Consider the following 18,189-nt stretch of genomic DNA (forward strand, 5'->3'; position numbering starts at 1 on the left):
TTATACATCGCGAATTCCTTCACAGGCTTCAATGCGCGCCACCCGCCAGCCGCCCAGCGCGGCGGCCAGGGTGCTGACGCCCAGCGTCGCCAACAGGGCCAGGCCGAAGTGGCCCGGCAGCAGATGGCTGGCGTACTCGCCCGGCACCTGCATGAACAAATGATTCAGCCCGGCCTGGGCCAGGGCATACAACACGCCACTCAGCACGGCGGCGAAAGCGGCGCTGTACAGCGCCTGGGCCACCACGAACAGCAGCAGAGCCCCGGTGGAAAAACCCAGCAGGCGCAGCACCGACAGCTCCCGGCGCTTGCGCTCCACCGCCGCCAGGGCGCCCGCGAAGATCGCCGCGAAGGCCCCGGCCAGGGCCAGCCCGGCGATGATCCAGAACACGATCGACAAGTTGCGGCTCAACGACTGCACCTGGGCGATGGCCTGGGCCTGGGTCGACACCAGCAGGCCGCGCTCGGCGAAATAGCGGCGCAGCGGCTCGACATCGTCGAGGCTGCGTGCATACAGGCGAAACGCCGGGTACACCCGCTGCCCGGCCTGGGTCGGGGCGCCACCGGCCCAGCCCATGGCCAGCACCGCACGGCCGTCGCGATAGTCCTCGGCAGCCTCCAGCAACTCCAGCGGCGCCAGCAAGGCATCGCGGGCAAATGCCTCCAGGGGCAACACGCCCTCGACCTGGACCCGGGTCCGCTGCACCTCGCTTCGCCCGGCCACCTGGCGGCCGAAACTGGCCTGCAGCCAATCCCCAGGCCGGGCCCCGAGTTTTTCGGCGGCGGTACGGCTGAGCACCACCCCGTTCATGCCTTGCAATGCCGGCAACGACCCCAGCAAGGGATCGGTAGGCGCGGTAGGCAGCATTTCCACGGTCAGGCCAACATCCCCCTCGCCTCGCGCCAACTCCGCCGTGGCGGCGATCTGCCGGGTCCTGGGCAAGGCGAACGCCACGTCCGGGCGCTGACGCAGTTCGGCAATGAACGCGGCACTGAAGCGCCCGCCGCCCAGGGGGATGATCTCGCGCACCGCCGGGTCCTTCTCCAGGCGCTCGGTCAGGCTGCCGACCAGGCCGAACTTGAGTCCGAACAGCACCAGCAACGGCGCGATCACCGCCACCAAGGCCAGCACCGAGCAGGCCGAAAGCCAGGTATCGGCCCGGTAGTCCTGCCAGGCCAGCGCCGCGATCAGGGCTGCACGCATCAGCACGCCTCCCCGAGGGTCGCGGTCACGCCGCCATCGACATCGCGCTGGCAGGCGATACGCCGGATCTGCAAGCCATTGGCCCGCGCCAGCGGTTCATCGTGGGTGGCGACCACGCAGCACAGCTGCTGGTCCCGCACCTGTTGCACCAGCAGTTGCATCACCCGCTGGGCATTCAACGGGTCCAGGGCCGCGGTCGGTTCGTCCGCCAGCAGCACCTGCGGTCCATGGGCCAGGGCCCGGGCGCAACTGACCCGCTGGCGCTGGCCCACCGACAGATCGGCGGGTTTCTTGTGGAGCTGGTCGACGATCTCCAGGCGCTCGGCCAGGCGCCGGGGAATGCCCTCGTCGGCCAGGCCCAGCATCTTGCGCGGCAGGCTGATGTTGCCCCGCACATCGAGAAACCCCAGCAAGCCGCCGGTCTGCAGCACATAACCCAGGTGCCGGCTGCGCAGCTCGGCCAGGGCGCTGTGCCCGGCCTGCTTCCAGATCCCGGCGATATCGAGGGTTTCCCGGTCCGGGGCGAAATCGAAGCGCCGGCTCGAATCCGGGGCCAGCACCAGCGCCAGCAGGTCGAGCAAGGTGCTCTTGCCGCAGCCGCTGGGGCCCACCACCGCCAACTGGTCGCCCGCGCGCAATTGCAGCCTGGGGATCACCAGGCTGTAGCGTTGGCGTCCCTCGCCGCGGCTCTTGCGCACATCCAGAAGGTTCAGCATCAGGGCAGGGTCGACAACGGAACGCGGTACAGGGCATCACCCGGCTCGGCATCGCCGAAGCGCACCCAGTTGGCCAGGTCGTTGTGGAAGGTCTCGTAGAGACGGATCTTCGAATCCAGTTCGTCGATGAAGTCTTCCTGTTCGGCCACGCTCAACGACAACCACAGGTCCTGGGTCATGTTCAGCGACTTGCTGCGATACGGCAGGCCTTCCAGGTATTCCCCCAGCACGCCGCCGTCGGCAAGGTTGCCGCCCTTGCGCAGGGCTGCCGGGTCGCGGCTCATGTAGGCACTGGCGCTGGCGATTTCCTGGAAGAAATCCTTGGGCGAGGTCTGGGTCTTGCGCGCCGCGTCGACGATCAATTTCAGCGACTGCTGCAAGTCGTTGAGCTGCAGCTTGGTGAGCATCACGCAGACCTGGAACGCCGGCAGCGCCGGGTTGGTCAGGTCGCGGTCGGCGGTCCAGGCACTGACCAGTTGCGGCGCCTGGCTGGCGGATTTGTGCCCGAGGAAATCCATGTGCATGGCGTAGCCGATGGCCGCCGACTTCTCGGCGATGCTCGGGCTCGCCGCCAGCAGCGGGACGGCCTGCTCCTGGTTGCTGCGCACCTGGTGCACCAGGTCGGCGAACACCGTGCCGATCTCGTCGACCCGCTCGCCGAACTTGCCCACGTCGCCACCGGGTACCGGGATGTACAGGTCGCCGATCTTCGGGTTGGCGTCGGCGGTCAGCACCCGGTATTGGGTCTCGGCCTGGGCGTGGTTCTTCTTGCCGGCATCGGAGCGCAGGTGCAGGGCATAGATCTTGATCTGCTTGCCCAGGGCCGCCTGGCGCACTTCGGCCTCGTTCATCTGGGTCCGGCTGTAGGGGTCGTTCTTGCGCAGGGCGCCGGCATCGCTGACCAGCAGGATCAGGCGGCCGCCGTAGCCCTTCCAGTCCATGCCCTCCACTGCCTGCATGATCCCGGCGAAAGCATCTTCGTTGAACGAGTGGCTGGACACGCTGGTGGCCTTGACCTGGCTCACCAGCTCCTGGAACCGCTGGGGATCGCGGCCCTGGTCCAGGGTCACCAGGGTCTTGGCGACATACTCAAGGCCCGGGGTCTTCTTGATGTTGTTGCGAAAGCCCACCAGGCCGAAGCTGACGCTGTCCAGATCGCCGCGCGCGGCCAGCTTGCCTTGCAGCTCATGCACCACATCGCGGACCCGGTCGATGTAGGGCTGCATCGACACCGAGGTATCCACCACCAGCACCACGGCGGTGCGGAACGCGTCACCGGCGGCTGGCGCGGTATTCACCGGCAGGCGCTTGCCGGCGCTGTCGCTGATGCTCTGCGGGCTGTTGCCCGGGTCGATGGAAGCGACATTGAGCAACTGCACCGGCTGGCCGTTCTCGTCGAAGCTCTCCTTGGCGTCGAAGATCGGCAGCAGGTAGAACTGGTCCTGGGGCACCGCGCTGGCATTGGGTTCCAGGGCCAGCACCTGCTGGTCATCCTGGGGATTCTTCTGCGCATTGAGCAGCAGGTTCTTGGCCGCCGCAGGATCGGCCAGCAGGCGTTCCAACTGGCTGGCCTGGCGCACGAACATCACCGGCGCTCGCCCGGAGCGCTCGGTGAACTTGAGCACCAGGCTCTGCTTCCAGTCGCTGACCTGGTCCTCAGGCAGCCAACCGGCGCTGCGACCATCGCTGGCCGCGCCCAGGCGCAACCAGGTGCGGCCGTCGAGGCTCTTGCGCTGGTACACGTACAGCACCGAGAACGCCGGCACCGCCGCGCCCGGGGCAGCTCCGGGCTCGCTGGAGAAACTCGCCCCAGGCTTGCTCAGCACTCGCTGGAACAGGGTCTTCTTGCCCGCCATCAGCAACGGCCGCTGGCCGCCATCGGCATCGCTCGCCACGGGCTGGTTCACCGGCGGCGCCACGCTGGGCGTGCTGGCGCTACCGGAGGCCGGGGTGCCGGCCACGGTCTTGGGCGCTGGCTGCGGGCTGTCCCCGGACAACCACCAATAGCCACCACCAGCCACGGCCAGGGCTACCGCCACGGCCACGCCGGCCAGGGCCAGCACCGGGCCACGCCGCTGCCCGGCCGGCTCGGCGCCCTGGGGCGGCAGGCTGGAGACGCGCTGGGGCTGCGCCACAGGTTCCGCACGCGGCTCCTGGCGCGGGGCCGGTTGCGGGGCCTGCCGGGGAATCTCGATGGAGACCGGGGTCAACCCGGCCAGGTCGTTGCCCGCGGGCACCTCCAGGGGCGGCAAGGGCAACGGCTGGATCAGCGTCGCCTCGACCTCCGGGGCCGCCGCCGGCAGGTTGTCCAGGGCCGCCAGCAAGGCTGCGGCATCCGGGTAGCGCTCCGCCGGGTCCTTGGCCAGCAGCTTGCCCAGGATGTGCTGGTAGCGGCCATGGTGCACCGGTAGCTCGGGCAATGGTTCGGTGAGGTGGGCCAGGGCCGTGGACAAGGCATCGGTGCCGTTGTACGGCAGCTTGCCGACGAGGATTTCGTACAGCACCACGCCCAGGGCATAGAGGTCGGCGCGGCCGTCGATGTCCTGGCCACGGGCCTGCTCGGGGCTCATGTAGCTTGGAGTGCCGACGGCGAAGCCGGCCTGGGTGAACTGGGTGCGATCATCCAGGGACTTGGCGATGCCGAAGTCCGAGAGTACCGCCGTGCCATCGGCGCGGAACAGGATGTTGGCCGGCTTGACGTCACGGTGTACCAGCCCCTGGGCGTGGGCATAACCCAGGGCCGAGGCGATCTGGCGGATGTAGGTCAGGCCTTGCTCCGGGGTCAGCCCGGCGGCGATGCGCTCCTTGAGCGTGCCGTTGGGCAGGTACTCCATGGCCATGTAGTACAGCTCGCCGACATTGCCGATGTCGTGGATGGTCACGGTGTGCGGGTGGGACAGCCGCGCCAGGGTCTTGCCCTCGCGCAGGAAGCGCTCGCAGAAGCTCGGGTCGGCGGCCAGCGAGGCAGCCATGACCTTGAGCGCCACCTTGCGCTCCAGGGAGCGCTGGGTCGCCAGGTACACGCTGGCCATGGCGCCTTCGCCAATCTCGCCCTGGATATCGAAGCCGGGAATCAGAATGTCCATGGTCAGTGTCCTGCGGCCTTGATCACGATCGCGGTGATATTGTCCGGCGCACCCCGGGTCAGGCCCAGGTGGATCAGGCTGCGCACCACATCGTTGGGCTCGTTGTGACTGAGCACGTCGCGCAGCTCGAAGTCCTCGGCGGTCTTGTTCAGGCCATCGCTGCACAGCAGGAAGGTATCGCCGGCCTGCACTTGGAGGTCGACCTGGGACAGCTCCAGCTGGGCCTCGACACCAATGGCACGGGTGACGATGTTGGCCCGCGGATGGACCCGCGCCTCGGCCTCGCTGAGCAGGCCGCTGTCCTGCAGGTCCTGGACGTAGCTGTGATCCCGGGAGATGCCCTCCAGTTGCTCGTCGCGCAGCCGGTACAGGCGGCTGTCGCCAGCCCACAGGCACACCGCCTGGTCGCCGCGTACCGCCAGCAGCACCACGGTGCTGCCCATCATGGTCACGCCACGGTTGGCGGTTTCCTCGCGCACTGCGGCATTCACCGCCGCCAGGGCATTGCGCAACGCCGCGACGTAGTGCTCCAGGCTGTCGCCGCCCGGCACCGCGCGCAGGCTGTCGACGATCAGGCTGCTGACGTAGTCGCCGGCGGCGTGCCCGCCCATGCCGTCGGCCACCAGCCAGAGGCCGGTTTCCGGGGCTTCGAGCCAGGCGTCTTCATTGATTTTCCGCACCATGCCGACATGGCTGTAGCTGGCGGACTGGTAGGACAGTTGTGGCGCTGAACGCATTTAGACGGCACCCTCTTGCCCGAGCAGAAATTGCCCAAAATCACTGGCTGGCGGCAGCCCCTGGCAACGCAGCAGCATCGGACTGATGTACTGCGAGCCACGTCCCCACCAGACACTCGACCCGTCCAGGGCCAGGGCGGCGAGAACCGCGCTCCGGGCCTGTGGGTCATTCACGTAGAAGCGTTGCAGGCCGGCGTAATGGCTGCCTTCGGCACGCGCTGTCGCCAGCGGCGCCCCCAGGCCCTGCAAGCCTTCTTCCAGAGCCTCGAAACTGGCGCCCTCGTCGAGGGTTGCCAGCAACAGCTCCTCCACCTGTTCGAACCACTGGTCCGGGCCGCTCACCAGCGAGGCCAGGTCTTCGCCGGGCTCCAGCAGCGCGGCGACCGTCAGGGGGAAATAGCGCCCGACCCGGTCGATGCTCGGCATCACCACCCCGACCGCCGCCTGGGGCCCGCACAGGCCCGGGGCCAGGGCGAAACGCCACAACGGGCTGACCAGGTAGGCGTTGAGCCAGTGCTCGCCCATGGCGTTCTGGCTGGCCAGCAAACCCGCCGCCAGCCAGCTGTCCCAGGGGCCGATGAAGCTCTGCGGCAGGCCACGGCTGACGAAATCGCCACGGCTGGCCAGCTTGCCGTACAGGCCGGGCGCCGTCATAGCCGCTCCGGCAGGCTGAAGCCGCTGAGCACCCGGCTCTTGAAGGGGTTGAAGGCGCTGCTGGCACGCAGCTCATAGGAAATGCTCGCGCCATCGACCCGCAACCGCAGGTTGAAGCGGTCCGGCGAGTTGGTGGCGGAAAGGTCCGATTGCTCCAGCAGGCGGAACCAGGCCCAGGGGCCGTCCAGGGTGATCCCCGAACGCCCGCTGGCCGACGGCGGCATGATCGACAGGCGCACCACGCCGATGCTTCCCGGGTTCGGCCATTGCATGGCCACCGGCCGGCTCGGGCCGTGGTCGTAGCTCAGTTGCTGGCCATCCAGGTCGAGCAGGAACTGGCTGATATTGGCGTCCATCTCCACCGGCTTGAGCTCGAAGCGCACGGCCGGCTGGGTGCCGCCGCTGGAGCGGAAGAACGCATCGCGGATGTTCGAAGCACGCTGGAACGTCTGCAACACCCCGGGGGAAATCCCCAGTTTCTGCGCCGCTCCCGGCTGCCAGCTCCAGGTAGCAGTGGAGGTGTTGACGTAGGGCTGCAGGTACTTGCGGAAGTAGCTGTCCATCACCCCGCCCGCACCGAAGAACTGGCCGAAGTCCTCCAGGGTCGCATCCCGCGAACTGCCCGGCGACATCGGGTAGCGCCCGCTCAGGGATTGGCGGTAGACATTCACCACCTCGCTGACCCAGGCCGCGTTCAACTGGTTGCGCACCCCGCCCATCATGGTGTTGGTGGTGGAACCGACCACCGACTTGACCAATCCCTGGACCACTGGCGGCTGGCGCGCGGCGGTCAGGCTGACCCGGGCCGCGGCGGCGCTGGCCTGGTTCTTGGCTTCGCCCAGCAGCGCATCGCCGCTGGCGCCGACCATGGCGCTGACCTGCACGTACAGGGCGTTCATGTCCGCCAGCAGGCCATCGATGGCCGCCGGCTCACCCTCGCCCTTGCTCACCAGGCTGATCAGGTCGGCGAAGTGCAGGCTCACCGGGTCTTCGCTGGCCACGGCCGCCGGACCCGCTGCCTGCTCCTGGCCCAGGAGCGAACCCAGGCGCTGCTTGAGCTGGTCGACCCCGCCCTCGACCTTCTGGCCCTGGGCCGCCAGCAGGCGTTCTTCCTGTTGCAGGTCGGTTTCCCTGGATACCGCCACCAGCAGTTTTTTCAACGGCGAGGTGGGACCGGAGATGATCCGCAGCACGTCGGCGGCCTGGGCCACGCTGGTGATCGGCACGAAGTCGATGTCGGCCAGCAGCGCGTCCCACTGGCGCAGGTAGTCCTGGAAATACAAGCGGCGCACATCGGCGGCCAGGCTGGCGACGTTCTGTTGCTCGGCCTGGTCGCGGCCCAGCACCCACTGCTCCTCGGCCAGGGTGCCGGCCTGGTTGACGCTGGCCAGCAGGAAGCCCTCGCGATAACCCTTGGCGGTGAACAGCCCGCTCAGGGGTTCGCTCAATGGCTTGCCGCTCTTGCGCGTGAACACCAGCGCCGCATCGCGGCCACCGGCTTCGCTCAGGCGAAAGTCCGGCACGCCGGCCGGCAGCTTGGCGCGCTTGACCCGGTCGTAGACCCGCTGGGCCACCGGCAACTGCTGCAACTGGCGGCGCAGGTCGTCGATCAGGCGCTGGTCCAGGCGGGCATTGGGCGGATGCTTCTCGAACAACGCCTGCAAGTGCCCGGTCAGGGCCTGGCGCTGGTCGGGCGGCAGCTCGCGGGACAGGGTCTGGTCCCAGTCCAGGGTGATCCAGGCCTTGATGAAGTCGGCATCGTAATGCTCGTTGTCAGCCAGCATCAGGTAGGCCTTGAGCCCCTCGTAGAGGAAGTCCGAGTTGCCGCCGCTGTGCAGTTGTTCTTCGATGCGGGTCATCAACCGTGGGGCGAACACCGCCACCAGCAGCTTGCGATAGACGCTGGCGGACTCGGCCTCGAGCATATCGCCCTGGTACAGGCCAAGACCCTCGGCCCAGCCCGGGGCATCGCCGGCCAGGTTGCGGGTCGCGTTGAGCAGCGGCAGCACCGCCAGCACATCGCGCTGGGCCGGGCTGAGGTTCTGCACGCCCTGGCGCACCGGCGCCACGCGCTGGTCGACCTGGGCGATATAGCTCTGGTTGGCCCGGTAGCTGACGATCCACAGGGTGCCGACCACCAGCACCAGGGCCACGCTGGCGGCCAGGGCGCCACGGGCGATCCATTTGCGCCGACGCTCGACCTTGGGGTTGACCCCCACCAGCCCGCGCTCGGCGAAAGCCACGGCACTGAACAGCTTCTCGATGAAGTAGCTGCGGCCGGTGCCGGTCTGGCGCGCCAGGTGCTGGCGGTCCAGGTTCATGCTCTGGGCCATGGCGCCGATCAGGCGGTCGATGGGGCTGCCTTCCTGGGTGCCACTGGTGAAGTACACCCCGCGCAGCAGCACCCGCTCTTCGAAGGCATTGGGCTTGAACACGCCTTCGAGGAAGCCCTGCAAGGACTCCTTGAGCGCGGCGAACTGCTGCGGGAAGCCGTAGATCAGGTCGCGCCGCGCCGGGTCGCGCTCCTGTTGCAGGCGCTCCACCAGGCGCTCGTTGAGGCGCTGCTCCAGGGCCGCCAACTCCGCCGGCAGGTGCGCCAGGGGGCTGTCGCTGCCCTTGCCGTCATCCAGGGCGAAGGTCATGCCCCAGACCTGGGCTCGCTCTTCCTTGCTCAGGGAGTCGAAGAACTCCATGAAGCCCGGCACCAGGTCGAGCTTGGTCAGCATCAGGTAGATCGGGAAGCGCACGCCCAGCTGGGTGTACAGCTCCTGGATCCGCAGGCGGATCGCCGCCGCATGGGCCGCTCGCTCGGCTTCACTGCCCAGCAGCAGGTCGGACAGGCTGATGGCCACGAAGGCGCCATCGATCGGCCGCCGCGAGCGCTGGGTCTTGAGCAGGTCGAGAAAGCCCAGCCAGGCCGCCTTGTCGACGTTGGCATGGCTGTCCTGGGTGGTGTAGCGGCCGGCGGTGTCCAGCAGCACGGCCTGGTCGGTGAACCACCAGTCGCAATTGCGCGTCCCGCCGACACCACGCACGGCGCCGGCACCCAATTGTGCCGCCAGGGGGAAATGCAGGCCGGAGTTGACCAGCGCGGTGGTCTTGCCCGAGCCGGGCGGACCGATGATCACGTACCACGGCAGTTCGTAGAGGTTGCGCCTCTCGTCACCGCCGAGCTTGGCCTTCTTCAGCAGCACCAGGGCCTCGTCCATGCGCTGGCGCAGGGCCGCCAGCTCCTCGGCGGTGGCCAGGCTGTCCGGGTCCGGTGGCGTGTCGGCCGCCAGGCTCTGCAAGACCTTGGCCGCATGCCGGCGGGCCTGGATGATGCGAAACACCCGGTAGGCGATCCACACCGCGAAAATGAAGATGATCAGCGCCCAGCGCCGGCCTTCCGGCACCAGGAACTCCAGCAGCGGGCCGATGAACCAGATGATCAGGCTCAGGGCGATCAGGCCCAGCAGCGGGATCACCCAGCGAATCACAAAACTGAAAAACGCCTTCACTCGACCCCCTCCGCCAATACGCTGATTTCTACCCGACGATTACGCGCCCGCCCTTCGGCAGTGGCATTGGTGGCCAGCGGTTCGGTATCGCTGCGGCCTTCGGCGCTGAAGCGTGCCGGTTGCCCGGTCTTCGCCACGAGGATCTCCTGCACCGATTCGGCGCGGGCCTGGGACAGCTTCCAGTTGGAGGGGAAGCGCAGGGTGGCGATCGGCCGATTGTCGCTATGGCCGGTGATCCGTACCTGGCCCTTGACCTTGCGCACGGCATCGGCGATGCGCAGCATCAACGGCTGGTACTCGTCGCGGATGCTGGCGCTGGCGGAAGCGAACAGCTCGTCGCCACGGATGGTCACCACCGAGCGGTCGGCGGTGTCTTCCACCGCCACGCGCCCGGCACGGATATCGTCGGCCAGGAACCCGGAAAGGCGCGGACGCTCCACCACCTTGGGCTGGATCACCGGACGGTCCAGGGTCTGCACCGGGATCTCGCCCAGGGCATGGATGTTCTTGAACACCGGCTCGGCATCCGCCGCCAGCTTCAGGCGCAGGCCGAACAGCAGGGCCAGCAGCAACGCCACACCGATGGCGATGCCGACCCAGGGCGGCATGAACTGGGCCAGGCGGTCCCGGGCCACGGTCACTCCGCGCCAGTGGTGCGACAGCTCGCGCTCATGTTCGCCACGGGCGCTGCGAATGGTCGCCGCAGTACGCTCGCGCAGGGCCTCGAGCTGGCTGCGACCGTCGATCATCACCCGATAGCGGCCTTCGAAACCCAGGCACATGCACAGGTACAAAAGCTCCAGCAGGTACAAACGCTCGCGCGGGCTCTGCAGGCAGTGCTCCAACAGCTGGAACACCTTCTCGCCGCCCCAGGCCTCGTTGTGCACGGTGATCAACAGGCTCTGCTTGCCCCAGTCGCTGGTGCTGCCCCAAGGCGTGCTCAGCACCGCCTCGTCCAGGGCGGTACACAGCGCATAGCGGGCCAGCAACACATCGTTGCGCGGTACGCCAGCGGCCTCGGCGCGCTCCTCGAACTGGCGCAGGTAGGCCAGCAGTTGCGCCCGCAGGCTGGCCGGCGCCGGATGCGCCAGGGTGCTGCGCAGGCGGGTGAGCAATGCCAGCAACGGGCCAGCAGCGCTCTCCAGGGGGTTCAGGCCCTGGGCCTGGCCGCAAGCCAGCGGCGCCGCCGGCATCGCCAGCGAGGGCGCCGGAGCGGCTGCCGGGCGCCCGGGCTCGGGCGCGCGACCACCGGGGCGCGGCATGAATTGGGTGCGGTCGTTGGCCGGGGACGGCTGCCCTGCCGAATCGTCGAACGGATGCATCGCGACTTATCCTCGAATGGCCCAGAAGGCCAGGTTCAACCCCGGGAATTCCCCAGCGACGTGGAAGGCGAAACCACCGGAATGGGCCAGCTGCTTCCAGTGCTCGCTACCACGGTCGAGTTCGTAGTAGGTCGAACCCGCGTGATACGGCAACTGGCGTGGCGCCACCGGCAGCGGCAGCAGGCCGATGCCCGGCAGTTGCAGGTTGACCAGGTCGCGGATGTGCTCCACCGAACCGACCTTGCTCTGCTGGGCGAAACGCCCGCGCAGGGTCTCGCCGGGCACGTCGGCGCGCACCACCAGGATGAAGCTGGCGTTGTCCAGCAAGGTCCGGTCGGCCAGCATCGCCACGTGCACACCGTAGGCCTTCTCGACGATCGGGATCGGCGTGGCCTTGCTGTCGATCAGCATCGACAGGGCCTCGCGCAGCGCCTGCATGACCGGGGCGTAGCTCAGCGCCAGCTCGTCATGCTGGTACTGCGGGTACTCCGCCGGACGCCGGCTGCTGTTGGAGAAGGTCGAGAACTCGCCGGCCAGACCCACCAGTTCGCTATAAAAGCGCTCCGGATGCAGCGGGCTGATCTGGTTCAGGTGGCTGATCAACGGCTGTGCGCGGTTGACCAGTTGCAGCAGCATGAAGTCGGCGATTTCCGAAGCGCCACCGGCCCCCGAGGCCACCACGCGTCCGGCCAGGGCCTCGCCACGCTGGTGCAGCAGCCCCAGCAGTTCGCTGCGAAAGGCGCTCAACGGCTTGGAAGCCGCCACATCCAGCAACGGCGGGATGTAGCTGTCGTCCAGCACCAGGGCGCGGTCGGCACGCTTTTCCTTGATCCGCACCACGCCGACGGCGGCGTAGTCACTCAAGCCGTCCTGGGCCGTGAGCAGGCGCAGGGCCCGTGACCCCACGGCCACCGGTGCGCGGTTTTCGAAGGCGGCGTTATCGTCACGCACCTCGCGCACCTGGCTCAGGTAGCGCGCCCCGCCCAGCTCCTCGCCTTCGTCCACGGTGTCCCGGGCGCCCGCGCGCTTGAGCGGCAGGGCCAGGTACACCAGGCCATCGCGCAGGTTGTCGTCGATGCTCAGCGGGCTGGGCGCCAGGTCGTCATGGGGAATGTTGAACGGCGTGCCGTCGGGCAACAGGCCACGGGCGCTGATGATCGCCAGCTTGCCCTGGGCCAGCAGGCCCTGGTCGATACGCAGCTCGGAAAACCCCCAGGCGCCGGTCGCCAGCGGACGGCTGCGAGCGTCGATGAGGTTCTCCAGGTAACGGTCGTGCTGCTGGAAGTGCTGGGTTCCAATGAACATGCCTTCCGACCAGACCACTCGATTGTTCCAGGACATGGTTGCTCCGATTGCCTATTGGGCGGGGCTGGATGGGGACGCCGCGAGTTCGGCGCTGACCGCGCGCAGGTCGAGGCTGATCTGATATGCGTTGTTCAGGTGTGCCGCGGTATTGACGCTGACCCGCCACTGGGCCCGGTCGATCTCGCGAAAGCCCACCAGCAAGCCGACCTGGCGGGTGGCCGGGTCCAGGGTGCGCTTGAGGGTGAACTGATCGCCCGGCTGCACCAGCACTTCATCCTGGTCGATCAGGTCGGGGCCGAGGGTCGCCGGGGCGCGTTCCGCCAGGGCGAAGTAATCGGCACGCATGAAGGCCGCCGGGTTCTTCAGTTCGAAGATCCGTACCCGCACCGGCGTGCTGCTGCCGTCAGGGCTGGGATTGAGCCCGGGCGTGGCCTGGAAATGCAGCTCCACCGAAGTGGCGCCGGGACCGTCCTTGGCCGGATCGGCCGCTGGTGGCGGGGTGTCCTTGGCACAAGCCGCCAGTACCAGCATGGCGACCAATGTCAGTAATCGTTGAATCATCCTGCGTCCTCAATGACGTGTCAGCTGTCCGTGTATCCGTGTCTGGGGGTTTCCAGGGGCGCTCAGGAGCGGCGCAACCGGTGGGTGTGTTCTTCGTAGGCGCGACTGAACTCGCGACCGAAGAGGTCCTGGAAATCATCCTGGGCCTCCTGGGAAATCTGCTTGTAGAGCGCGGTGAACTGCTGCCAGTTCTGCGCCTGGCGCGAACCGCCGAAGAGGTTGCCCAGGCCGCCGGGCTTGCTCATGCGGGCTTCCAGTTCGCTGGGCTCGAAACGCCCGAGCAGGTGCTTGATGGCCGCTTCCACGCCGGCCATGACCGCCAGTTGGTGGGCGCGCAAATCGTCGAAGCTGTCCTGCACCGCCTGGTCCGGGGCCATGAACGCCTGGCTGCTGTGACGCAACAGCAAAAGCATCGCCTCGTCGACATTCGGCGCGAACTTCAGCGGATTGTTCTCCACCGGGCGGATCATCGTCTGCTGCATGCGAAATTCGCCCTTGAGGCTACTGCGGGCACGCAACACGTCGATCAGCCCCTCGACCATCAGCCGATAACTGCGGCCCAGGCTTTCCATCTGCGCCGCGGCCTGTTGCGGATCGATACGCAAATGCTCCAGGCCAGCGCCACGCAGGAACGCTTGCAGCAGGTCGGTTTGCGGCACCGGCTCGCCGGCTGGCGCGGTGGCCGGCGAAGCGACCGGGGCGACCGGGGCGGCAACAGGTGCAACAGGTGCAACAGGTGCGACTGGCGCAACGGCCACGGGTTGCGGTTGCGGCTCCTCGAATGGCGTGGCGAACTCGCCGATATCAGGGAACGGCGTCGCCGCCGGCGGCACTGGCGGGGCGGCCTCGGGCAGCGGTGCGGGTGCCGGCCTGGACGGCGTCTCGGCGAACAGATCCCAGTCTTCCGGGATCATCCCCACCCCTTGGGGCGCTGGCGCCACCGGCGGCACCTGGGGCAGCGGCTGGGGAATGGCGGTAGGCGTCGGCGGCCGGAAGTCGTGCTGCTCGGCAGGGACATGGTCCGGCTGGGTCGCCGGCGGGGTCGCGCCCGGCGCCAGGAAGTCGAACAGATCGGGAAAGGTGTCCTGGGCCGAAGCGCCCTGGAAGTGCGCCACCGGCGCCATGGAGATCGGCTCGATCGGCGTCGGCGGCGCCGCCTGGCGACCCATCAGCGCCTCGAAGCTGTTGGCGTTGTCCCCGGCGAAAGCCTCGGCCTGGGACCGGCTCATGCTGAAATCGATTCGCGCGCTGATCTCGTAATCGCCGATCCGAATGACTTCGCCATCTTCCAGTAGCTCGCTGGCGCCTCGACGCATGCGGATACCGGCGCGGACTAACTCCACACCATTAGTACTGTTATCGGTCAAATAATAGCGACCATCCTTGTATTGGATGACGCAATGTCGCGCAGAGACTAAGCGCTCGGGATCGGGAAGTACCCAGTCGTTATCAGAACTACGGCCAATTGCCATCATTCCCTGGTCCATTAGTTTCTCAGGGCATTGACCGGGGGTAATCTTATGATAACTAGTGATAGTCAAACACAGCGACATCGCGCCTCCTTGCTGTACTTCCGCGTGCGAACCGGCGTTGGGTAAAAAGTTCCGTAAAAAGATGAAAAGCCCGCAAAAATCCCTTAAATCGCACAGTTCACAGCACGTTCGCTCAACCTAACCGACACAGATGACAAAAGCCTTTCTTACGCCCTCGATTTGACCCTTCGGTCAGGGGGCCAAGTAAGGCGACATATCACTGTCATGCAAGGTGAATAGCTTACCTTGACAAGGCACAAGTACTACACCAAAAATGCACAACTTCTTGAACACGGATGATGGCTCACTAGTATCAAAGAGTCTATATAAACCAAGAAATGTGCGCGAGTTCACAATTAACTAGTGCATTAACTGCCTGACAGTCCTGCAGGCCGATAGGGAGATCGAACCAGGTGGATGTACCGATGTTGCTCGCTGCGATTTCAGCAACTTCGCCTTGTGGCGAAGACCTGGAATACGACGCGGATTTCTTGCATCTGGAGCGGTCCGCCCAGGGCCAGCCCGAGCGCAGCATGGGCGACTCGATCCTTCCGGCCGAACCGCCGGAGTGGCGCGGCATCCAGCAGCAGAGCCTGGACTTGCTGTCTCGCAGCAAGGACCTGCGCATCACCCATTTCCTGCTCCAGAGCACCCTGGCCCTCGAAGGCCTGCCGGGCCTGGCCACCAGCCTCGAGCTGATCGACGGCCTGTTGCGCGACTACTGGGAGCAACTGCATCCACGCCTGGACGCCGACGACGACAACGACCCTACCGTCCGTATCAACGCCCTCGCCGGCCTGGCTTCCGATACCACCATCGGCCTGCTGCGCGACGCCATCCTCACCCGTTCCCGGACCTTCGGCCCGGTCAGCGTGCGGGCCGCCCTGAATGCGGCCGGCTTGCAGCATTTTTCCGGCGAGAGCCTGGGCTCCGACCATCTGGCCGGTGCGCTGCAAGACAGCGACCCGGAGCACCTGGATGCCATTCGCCACGCCTTGAGCAGCGCTCGCTCGGCGGTCGAGTCCATCGAAAAGCAGGTCAGCGAACAGGTCGGCTCCGCCAGTGGCGTGGACCTCAGCGCCCTCAAGCAACCGCTGCGCCTGGCGTTGCAGGTGCTGGGCCAGCACGCTGCGCAGGCGGCCGACAGCCCCGCCGAAGCCGAGGTCGAGCCAGCACCCGCCCAAGAGCCCAGCGCCCCCACGGCGCCGGCCCAGCCCCGGATTTCGGGGGAGATCAACAGCCGCGACGACGTGCTGCGCAGCCTCGACCGGCTACTGGCCTACTACAGCCGCCACGAGCCTTCGAGCCCGTTGCCGGTTTTGCTCAACCGGGCCAAGAACCTGGTCAACGCCGACTTCGCGGCCATCGTGCGCAACCTGATCCCCGACGGCATGTCCCAATTTGAAAACCTGCGCGGTCCCGAATCCGACTAATCGCGGACGGACCGAACAGTAACGTCAACGGCAATCACCGACCGACGCCAACACCGTCGCAGCAGCGACCAGGAGCACAACGTGGCGAAGCAAAGTTCTCAGAAGTTCATCGCGCGCAACCGCGCGCCCCGGGTACAGATCGAATACGACGTCGAACTCTACGGCGCCGAGAAAAAGGTCCAGCTGCCCTTCGTCATGGGTGTCATGGCCGATCTGGCGGGCAAGCCGGCCGAGCCCCTGGCCGCCGTGGCCGACCGCAAGTTCCTGGAAATCGACGTCGACAACTTCGACTCGCGCCTCAAGGCGATGAAGCCACGGGTGGCGTTCCACGTGCCCAACGAGCTGACCGGAGAAGGCAACCTGAGCCTGGACATCACCTTCGAGAGCATGGACGACTTCAGCCCTGCGGCGGTGGCGCGCAAGGTCGACTCGCTGAACCAGCTGCTGGAAGCCCGTACCCAGCTGGCCAACCTGCTGACCTATATGGACGGCAAGACCGGCGCCGAAGAAATCATCATGAAAGCCATCAAGGATCCGGCGTTGCTCCAGGCCCTGGCGAGTGCGCCAAAGCCTGTGGACTCCGAGCCTAACGCTTAATCAGGACAAACGATCATGACCGAATTGATGCGTGACAATCAGGCCCAACCCGGCGCCACCGAACAGGCCAGCGAATTCGCCTCGCTGCTGCTGCAAGAGTTCAAGCCCAAGACCGAACGCGCTCGCGAAGCCGTGGAAACCGCGGTCCGCACCCTGGCCGAACAGGCCCTGGCGCAGACCGACCTGGTGTCCAACGACGCGATCAAGTCGATCGAGTCGATCATCGCGGCCATCGACGCCAAGCTCACCGCCCAGGTCAACCAGGTGATCCACCACCCGGAATTCCAGCAGCTGGAAAGCGCCTGGCGCGGCCTGCACTACCTGGTCAACAACACCGAGACCGACGAGCAACTGAAGATCCGCGTGCTCAACATCTCCAAGCCGGAGCTGCACAAGACCCTGAAGAAATTCAAGGGCACGGCCTGGGACCAGAGCCCGATGTTCAAGAAGATGTACGAAGAGGAATACGGCCAGTTCGGCGGCGAGCCCTACGGCTGCCTGGTGGGCGACTACTACTTCGACCAGTCGCCACCGGATGTCGAGCTGCTGGGCGAGCTGTCCAAGGTCTGCGCGGCCATGCACGCGCCGTTCATCTCCGCGGCTTCGCCGACCGTGATGGGCATGGGCTCGTGGCAGGAACTGTCCAACCCACGGGACCTGACCAAGATCTTCACCACCCCGGAATACGCCGGCTGGCGCTCCCTGCGTGAATCGGAAGACTCGCGCTACATCGGCCTGACCATGCCGCGCTTCCTGGCACGCCTGCCTTACGGCGCCAAGACCGACCCGGTGGAAGCCTTCGCCTTCGAAGAAAACACCGACGGCGCCGACAGCTCCAAGTACACCTGGGCCAACGCGGCCTACGCCATGGCGGTGAACATCAACCGTTCGTTCAAGCATTTCGGCTGGTGCTCGCGGATCCGCGGCGTGGAGTCCGGCGGCGAGGTAGAGAACCTGCCGGCGCACACCTTCCCCACCGACGACGGTGGCGTGGACATGAAGTGCCCGACCGAGATCGCCATCTCCGACCGGCGCGAGGCGGAACTGGCCAAGAACGGCTTCATGCCGCTGCTGCACAAGAAGAACACCGACTTTGCGGCCTTCATCGGCGCCCAGTCGCTGCAGAAACCAGCCGAGTACGACGATCCGGACGCCACCGCCAACGCCAACCTGGCCGCGCGCCTGCCGTACCTGTTCGCTACCTGCCGCTTCGCCCACTACCTCAAGTGCATCGTGCGCGACAAGATCGGCTCCTTCAAAGAGAAGGACGAGATGCAGCGCTGGTTGCAGGACTGGATCCTCAACTACGTCGATGGCGACCCGGCGCACTCCACCGAGACCACCAAGGCCCAGCACCCGCTGGCCGCGGCGGAAGTGGTGGTCGAGGAAGTCGAAGGCAACCCGGGCTACTACAACTCCAAGTTCTTCCTGCGTCCGCACTACCAGCTCGAAGGACTGACCGTTTCGCTGCGCCTGGTTTCCAAGCTGCCATCGGCAAAAGGCGCCTGACACCCCAACTAGCGGCCACTGCCCGAACGCCGGC

Annotated in this window: 13 protein-coding genes; 3 read left to right on the plus strand and 10 right to left on the minus strand. The window is 66.8% G+C overall.

What is annotated here, in order from left to right:
* From AC3WK8_RS00450 to tagH, 10 genes are all read right to left on the minus strand, one after another.
* On the minus strand, nucleotides 1–1,203 hold the full coding sequence (locus AC3WK8_RS00450; RefSeq protein ID WP_085594195.1) for an ABC transporter permease: 1,203 nt from the start codon (nucleotides 1,201–1,203) through the stop codon (nucleotides 1–3).
* The gene (locus tag AC3WK8_RS00455) at nucleotides 1,203–1,919 is read right to left on the minus strand and encodes an ABC transporter ATP-binding protein (RefSeq protein WP_103326213.1); all 717 of its coding nucleotides are present in this window, start codon (nucleotides 1,917–1,919) and stop codon (nucleotides 1,203–1,205) included. Before AC3WK8_RS00455 ends, AC3WK8_RS00450 begins: the two co-directional genes overlap by 1 nt.
* On the minus strand, nucleotides 1,919–5,005 hold the full coding sequence (locus tag AC3WK8_RS00460; protein WP_103326212.1) for a serine/threonine-protein kinase: 3,087 nt from the start codon (nucleotides 5,003–5,005) through the stop codon (nucleotides 1,919–1,921). The genes AC3WK8_RS00455 and AC3WK8_RS00460 overlap by 1 nt, the downstream gene beginning before the upstream one ends.
* A gap of 2 nt (nucleotides 5,006–5,007) precedes the next feature.
* On the minus strand, nucleotides 5,008–5,742 hold the full coding sequence (locus tag AC3WK8_RS00465) for a PP2C family protein-serine/threonine phosphatase (RefSeq protein ID WP_022641861.1): 735 nt from the start codon (nucleotides 5,740–5,742) through the stop codon (nucleotides 5,008–5,010).
* On the minus strand, nucleotides 5,743–6,396 hold the full coding sequence (gene tagF, locus AC3WK8_RS00470) for a type VI secretion system-associated protein TagF (protein WP_103326211.1): 654 nt from the start codon (nucleotides 6,394–6,396) through the stop codon (nucleotides 5,743–5,745). It lies immediately after the preceding gene.
* A complete protein-coding gene (tssM, locus tag AC3WK8_RS00475) occupies nucleotides 6,393–9,896 on the minus strand; it encodes a type VI secretion system membrane subunit TssM (RefSeq protein ID WP_053133605.1) in 3,504 nt (1,167 codons plus the stop codon). Before tssM ends, tagF begins: the two co-directional genes overlap by 4 nt.
* Nucleotides 9,893–11,218, minus strand: coding sequence for a DotU family type VI secretion system protein (locus tag AC3WK8_RS00480; protein WP_103326210.1), 1,326 nt, complete (start codon nucleotides 11,216–11,218; stop codon nucleotides 9,893–9,895). Before AC3WK8_RS00480 ends, tssM begins: the two co-directional genes overlap by 4 nt.
* A 6-nt stretch (nucleotides 11,219–11,224) precedes the next feature.
* Nucleotides 11,225–12,559, minus strand: a complete 1,335-nt coding sequence (gene tssK, locus AC3WK8_RS00485) for a type VI secretion system baseplate subunit TssK (protein ID WP_085594185.1) — start codon at nucleotides 12,557–12,559, stop codon at nucleotides 11,225–11,227.
* Between the two features lie 15 nt (nucleotides 12,560–12,574).
* Entirely contained in the window at nucleotides 12,575–13,084 is a 510-nt protein-coding gene (tssJ, locus tag AC3WK8_RS00490) for a type VI secretion system lipoprotein TssJ (protein WP_031320709.1), read from the minus strand.
* A gap of 62 nt (nucleotides 13,085–13,146) precedes the next feature.
* On the minus strand, nucleotides 13,147–14,637 hold the full coding sequence (gene tagH / locus AC3WK8_RS00495) for a type VI secretion system-associated FHA domain protein TagH (RefSeq protein ID WP_103326209.1): 1,491 nt from the start codon (nucleotides 14,635–14,637) through the stop codon (nucleotides 13,147–13,149).
* A gap of 392 nt (nucleotides 14,638–15,029) precedes the next feature.
* On the opposite strand from tagH, the gene tssA reads away from it, so the two are divergent.
* From tssA to tssC, 3 genes are all read left to right on the plus strand, one after another.
* Nucleotides 15,030–16,049 (plus strand): type VI secretion system protein TssA, encoded by a 1,020-nt coding sequence (tssA, locus tag AC3WK8_RS00500; RefSeq protein WP_103326208.1) that lies wholly within the window; start codon nucleotides 15,030–15,032, stop codon nucleotides 16,047–16,049.
* Nucleotides 16,050–16,130: 81 nt separating this feature from the next.
* Nucleotides 16,131–16,646 carry a type VI secretion system contractile sheath small subunit gene (tssB, locus tag AC3WK8_RS00505; protein ID WP_022641868.1) on the plus strand — a complete coding sequence of 172 codons (516 nt, stop codon included), beginning with the start codon at nucleotides 16,131–16,133 and terminating at the stop codon, nucleotides 16,644–16,646.
* Between the two features lie 15 nt (nucleotides 16,647–16,661).
* Nucleotides 16,662–18,155, plus strand: coding sequence for a type VI secretion system contractile sheath large subunit (tssC, locus tag AC3WK8_RS00510; protein ID WP_022641869.1), 1,494 nt, complete (start codon nucleotides 16,662–16,664; stop codon nucleotides 18,153–18,155).
* Nucleotides 18,156–18,189: the final 34 nt, after the last annotated feature.

Source organism: Pseudomonas sp. FW507-12TSA (assembly GCF_058781435.1).

Bases quoted from the DNA above. Each gene is read 5' to 3' on its own strand.
- AC3WK8_RS00450 (WP_085594195.1), bottom strand. From the start codon at position 1,203: ATGCGTGCAGCCCTGATCGCGGCGCTGGCCTGGCAGGACTACCGGGCC.
- AC3WK8_RS00455 (WP_103326213.1), bottom strand. From the start codon at position 1,919: ATGCTGAACCTTCTGGATGTGCGCAAGAGCCGCGGCGAGGGACGCCAA.
- AC3WK8_RS00460 (WP_103326212.1), bottom strand. From the start codon at position 5,005: ATGGACATTCTGATTCCCGGCTTCGATATCCAGGGCGAGATTGGCGAA.
- AC3WK8_RS00465 (WP_022641861.1), bottom strand. From the start codon at position 5,742: ATGCGTTCAGCGCCACAACTGTCCTACCAGTCCGCCAGCTACAGCCAT.
- tagF (WP_103326211.1), bottom strand. From the start codon at position 6,396: ATGACGGCGCCCGGCCTGTACGGCAAGCTGGCCAGCCGTGGCGATTTC.
- AC3WK8_RS00480 (WP_103326210.1), bottom strand. From the start codon at position 11,218: ATGCATCCGTTCGACGATTCGGCAGGGCAGCCGTCCCCGGCCAACGAC.
- tssK (WP_085594185.1), bottom strand. From the start codon at position 12,559: ATGTCCTGGAACAATCGAGTGGTCTGGTCGGAAGGCATGTTCATTGGA.
- tssJ (WP_031320709.1), bottom strand. From the start codon at position 13,084: ATGATTCAACGATTACTGACATTGGTCGCCATGCTGGTACTGGCGGCT.
- tagH (WP_103326209.1), bottom strand. From the start codon at position 14,637: ATGTCGCTGTGTTTGACTATCACTAGTTATCATAAGATTACCCCCGGT.
- tssC (WP_022641869.1), top strand. From the start codon at position 16,662: ATGACCGAATTGATGCGTGACAATCAGGCCCAACCCGGCGCCACCGAA.